This window comes from Spirosoma sp., from assembly GCF_048594605.1.
GTDB lineage: Bacteria > Bacteroidota > Bacteroidia > Cytophagales > Spirosomataceae > Spirosoma.
In genome coordinates this window covers 1-4,814 of sequence record NZ_JBMDWV010000365.1, presented here as the reverse complement: position 1 = coordinate 4,814, position 4,814 = coordinate 1, and the positions used below count along the sequence as shown (strand labels likewise).

General features: G+C 46.5%; 3 protein-coding genes. All 3 read left to right on the top strand.

Going from position 1 to position 4,814, the window contains the following annotated elements:
• The first annotated feature begins 155 nt into the window (after positions 1-155).
• The 3 genes from dnaK (at position 156) to ACOJS8_RS22820 (ending at position 4,315) form a co-directional block, all read left to right on the top strand.
• The gene (gene dnaK, locus ACOJS8_RS22830; RefSeq protein WP_420150872.1) at positions 156-2,084 is read left to right on the top strand and encodes a molecular chaperone DnaK; all 1,929 of its coding nucleotides are present in this window, start codon (positions 156-158) and stop codon (positions 2,082-2,084) included.
• Positions 2,085-2,383: 299 nt separating this feature from the next.
• On the top strand, positions 2,384-3,901 hold the full coding sequence (locus ACOJS8_RS22825; RefSeq protein WP_420150871.1) for a hypothetical protein: 1,518 nt from the start codon (positions 2,384-2,386) through the stop codon (positions 3,899-3,901).
• A 6-nt stretch (positions 3,902-3,907) separates the two neighbouring features.
• Positions 3,908-4,315, top strand: a complete 408-nt coding sequence (locus tag ACOJS8_RS22820) for a VOC family protein (RefSeq protein ID WP_420150870.1) — start codon at positions 3,908-3,910, stop codon at positions 4,313-4,315.
• The last annotated feature ends 499 nt before the right edge of the window (positions 4,316-4,814 follow it).

Below are 4,814 nucleotides of genomic sequence, written 5' to 3'. Positions count from 1 at the left end.
AGGGTACGTGTTGATGCCAGCCAATCTGGCCAATGTATCCCCTGTTCCTGTCAATCTGACAGCTTTGCGCGCAATTGTTCTGGCTGGCATTTGTATTGTTAGATGAAGGATGTCTGACAGTATTTGACACAGAAAACAAGCAACTAAACCATATTATGGGAAAGATTATTGGTATTGACTTAGGCACCACAAACTCGTGCGTGGCCGTGATGGAAGGCAACGAGCCGGTCGTGATCCCCAACTCCGAAGGAGCACGGACGACGCCGTCGGTGGTCGCATTTATGGATAACGGCAACGGCGAACGTAAAGTAGGAGCACCTGCTAAACGCCAGGCCATCACCAACCCGAAAAATACAATCTCCTCCATTAAGCGGTTCATGGGTAAGCGCTTTAACGAGGTAACGAACGAAACCAAGAACGTCGCTTACGACGTAGAGAACGGTCCGAATGGCACGCCACGCGTTAAAATCGGAGATCGTCAATATACACCACAGGAAATTTCAGCGCTGATTCTTCAAAAAATGAAGCAGACTGCTGAAGATTACCTGGGTCAAACCGTGACGGAAGCCGTTATTACGGTTCCGGCTTATTTTAACGATGCTGAACGTCAGGCAACGAAAGAAGCAGGTCAGATCGCAGGTCTCGATGTGAAACGTATCATCAACGAGCCTACCGCAGCTGCATTAGCTTATGGTCTGGACAAAACCAACCATGATCAGAAGATTGCCGTCTTTGACTTAGGGGGTGGTACGTTCGATATCTCGATTCTGGAACTCGGCGACGGGGTTTTTGAAGTAAAATCGACGGATGGTGATACGCACCTCGGTGGTGATGACTTCGACCAGGTGATTATCAACTGGCTTGCCGATGAGTTTAAGAATGATGAAGGTATCGACCTGCGTCAGGACCCGATGGCACTGCAACGCCTGAAAGAAGCAGCTGAGAAAGCGAAGATTGAATTATCAAGCTCGAACTCGACAGAAATTAATCTGCCATACATTATGCCGGTGAACGGCATCCCGAAACACCTGGTACGTTCGCTCAGCCGCGCTAAATTTGAGCAATTGGCTGATTCGCTGATTCAGCGGAGCCTGGAGCCTTGCCGCCGTGCGTTGAAAAATGCGGGCATGTCGGCTGGCCAGATTGACGAAGTGATTCTGGTGGGTGGCTCAACCCGGATTCCGAAAGTGCAGGAAGAGGTTGAGAAACTGTTCGGCAAAAAACCATCTAAAGCTGTCAACCCCGATGAAGCTGTTGCTATTGGCGCGGCTATTCAGGGTGGTGTGTTAACGGGTGAGGTAAAAGACGTACTGTTGCTCGACGTTATACCGCTTTCGCTGGGTATCGAAACAATGGGTGGCGTATTCACCAAAATGGTTGAAGCCAACACGACGATTCCGAGCAAGAAAGTTGAAGTGTATTCGACGGCATCGGATAATCAGCCTAGCGTAGAAATCAACGTACTGCAGGGTGAGCGCCCAATGGCCGCTCAGAACCGTCAGTTGGGCCGGTTTATCCTGTCAGATATTCCGCCAGCTCCACGGGGCGTACCACAGATCGAGGTAACGTTCGACGTAGATGCCAACGGTATTCTGCACGTAACGGCAAAAGATAAAGGCACGGGTAAAGAGCAGAAAATCCGGATTGAAGCGTCGAGTGGTCTGACCGAAACCGAAATTAACCGGATGCGTGAAGAAGCCAAAGCGAACGAAGCGAACGATAAAGCGGAACGTGAGAAAATCGAGAAAGTCAACCAGGCGGACTCAATGATCTTCCAGACCGAGAAGCAGTTGAAAGACTACGGCGACAAATTATCGGAAGGTAACAAGACCGCCATCGAAGGCGCATTGGCCAACTTACGCACGGCTCATGGTTCACGCGACGTAGCGGCTATCGATACTGCGCTCGAAGGACTGAACCAAGCCTGGGCGACGGCTTCTCAGGAACTGTACAACGCGACCAACGGTGCTGGAGCTAACCCCGCCGATGGAGGAGCTGGGTTTGACGGTGGCAATGCCAATCCAGGACAAGGTCAGCCAACTGGCGACAACGTTTCGGACGTACCGTACGAAGAAGTGAAGTAATCAATAAGAAAGTGTATAGCCCCGCTGAGGAAACTTAGCGGGGCTTTTTTATGCAATAACTGCTGATCTGGTTTCCGTGCTGAGCATGTGAACAAAATAGAGCACGCTACGTATAGATACCATAGTTACTTAATTATTGATAAGGTATATAACGAAATGAATCCTTACATTTTTTGTAAGATTAATTATTAACGAAGACACGTGTATCCATATTTATTGTCATTCTTATGAATAGTTAGCTGTAATAGAGGTGATTATAGGATTGGTTTTATATCTTACACCGACCAATCGCGCGGTGAATGGCAGATTACTTCCAAAAGCAGTTCAACTGGGTACTATTTATCACCTATGGGATTGCCATTTCTTTTCTTGTCTGGCATCATGAAATGTGGCGCGACGAATTGCAGGCATGGGGTATTGCCGCAAGTTCGTCTACGCTGACCGAGCTGTTTCAGAATACCCGCTACGAGGGGCATCCCATGCTTTGGTTTTTGATGCTCTGGCCACTTGCCAAAATAACCAATAACCCAGTGGCGGTTCAGGTTTTACACACGGGGCTTGTGCTGATAACGGCCTACCTGATTATTTTTCGAAGTCCATTCTCCATCCTGGAAAAAGTTCTGATTCTCTTCAGCTATTTCTTTCTGTACGAATACGGAGCCATTGCCCGTAACTACCAGGTAGGAACTTTACTCATTTGCCTGATCTGTGTCCTATGGAAAGACCGGCGGAAAAACCTGGTAAAGATCAGTATACTTATTTTCCTGTTGATGCAGGCAAATGCCTTCGCCTGTTTGATTGGCTTAGGATTATCAGTTGGTCTTTTATTCGAAGAACTCTCCCATAAACCCTGCTGGCCCTTAACGACTCGGCAGATTGGTTCGGCACTCGTTATTTTAACGGGGCTTTATCTGACCTCACTCTCTGTTCCGCCCCCCGATTCGAGTATCATTACTGTTTGGGTTGATAAATTTGATATAGGTACCGTATGGTTTGCCCTGGCCGGTATTGCCCACGGCTTTTTGCCATTAACGGGGCTTGATGAATATTACTTCTGGAACTACTCGTATGTGCCATTTGGGCTGGCCATAAAAATACCTTTAGGTCTTCTGTTGCTTGCAGTTGCCTTTTTTTCAATGCCTAAAGACAAAGGTGCTTTTGTTGTGTTAGTCGCCTGTATCACCTTTATTTTTGTTTTTACGTATCTGAAGCCACGAGGCAATTTTCGGCATTTCGGCCATTATACCATAGCGTTGATAGCGGCTTTCTGGATTCAGGGAAACCGAACGCGTCTAACCGGAAGAAACATTATTTCCGTTGGCTATTTTGGTATTCTGGTTCTGCTGATTCAGCTGATTGCCGGGATCAATGCGTATTATCGGGATACCCGGTATCCTTTCTCTAATTCGAGAAACGTAGCAGATTACATTAAAAATAATTATTCGGCTGATGTAGCCGTAGCGGGGGTGTTTCAGGATGTTCTGACGGGTGTAAGATGGTACTTACAAAAGCCGGTTTATGGCCTTGAAACCCAAAAATACGGGTCTTACGTTCTGTTTAGTCATAAGAGTTGGAATGATAGCCTGAATGCGCAGCCCGATTCTGTTACGTATTCCCGTTATCTGGATTTTCAGAAAAAACACGCGCCAGCCTTACTGATTATGGGCTACCATTTCTTACCCGTCCCGGACATAGGCCACACCGACACGCTACACACGCCCGAGGGAAACTACCTGTTTACCTGCACGAAAAAGTTTGAAGGGGCGATAACGCGGGAAGATTATTATCTATTTAACGTAACGCAGCTACCAAAATAACTGATTATGAAAACCACAGTGAAGGAACTACGTATTATTCTTACCGTTGATAATCTGGATGAACTTATTCGTTTCTACCGGGACACGGTGGGGCTGGAAACGTCGAAAGAGTGGCATGAGGAAGCCGGTAATGGAATTATTCTGGATGCAGGCCGGGCTTCGCTTGAGTTGATTGATAAAAAACATGCTGAACGAATCGACCAAATAGAAGTTGGCAAACGGGTAGCTGGCCCCGTCCGGTTAGCCTTGCGCGTAAATGAGCCGATCACATCAGCAGCAGAAAGCTGGCTCGACGGTGGTGCCGTAGAAGTAGCACCCTCCACAACGGCACCCTGGAGCGAAGTAGCAAGGGTTGAAGCACCTGATGGAATGCAAATTACTTTGTTTACTACGTCGACGCTGGCTGATACGTAGTGTACTTAAAAATTTTTATGGTAGATTCTTAAGGTAGTTCGTCTATATATGTATCGTACGGGAGACGGATTAATTAATAATTGTACTAGAGTTCCCATCATCCTGTGTTATTTCAATGGTCTCTGTGTTATAAGTAAATAGTATAATTTTTTGATGTATTACATAGCCTGTTGATTATCAATACGTATCATTGATTTTAAGTAAAAGGTAGCGTGCGGCTTCGCGGGTTAGTTTGGGTGGATCGAAAGGGCTCGATAATTGAGTTTTGTTTAGTAATATTGCTACTAAAAAATGGAATCCTAGTATCACTCCCGCCTGACTTACATGACGCTTTCCCAGCATATTCGCTTACTATCATTTGAGGATCTATTGACCATTGCTGATACTGTTCAGCGGGAAACAGACCGCCGGAGTACGTTTATTGATAGTTTATCGGACATCAAACTGAAGGGATTAAGCCTGACGATCAATACAAGGGATTTACTGTATCGGGTGATCA

What these genes read in the sequence shown, in the direction of transcription:
- dnaK (WP_420150872.1), top strand. Translation starts at nt 156, where the DNA reads ATGGGAAAGATTATTGGTATTGACTTAGGCACCACAAACTCGTGCGTG.
- ACOJS8_RS22825 (WP_420150871.1), top strand. Translation starts at nt 2,384, where the DNA reads ATGGCAGATTACTTCCAAAAGCAGTTCAACTGGGTACTATTTATCACC.
- ACOJS8_RS22820 (WP_420150870.1), top strand. Translation starts at nt 3,908, where the DNA reads ATGAAAACCACAGTGAAGGAACTACGTATTATTCTTACCGTTGATAAT.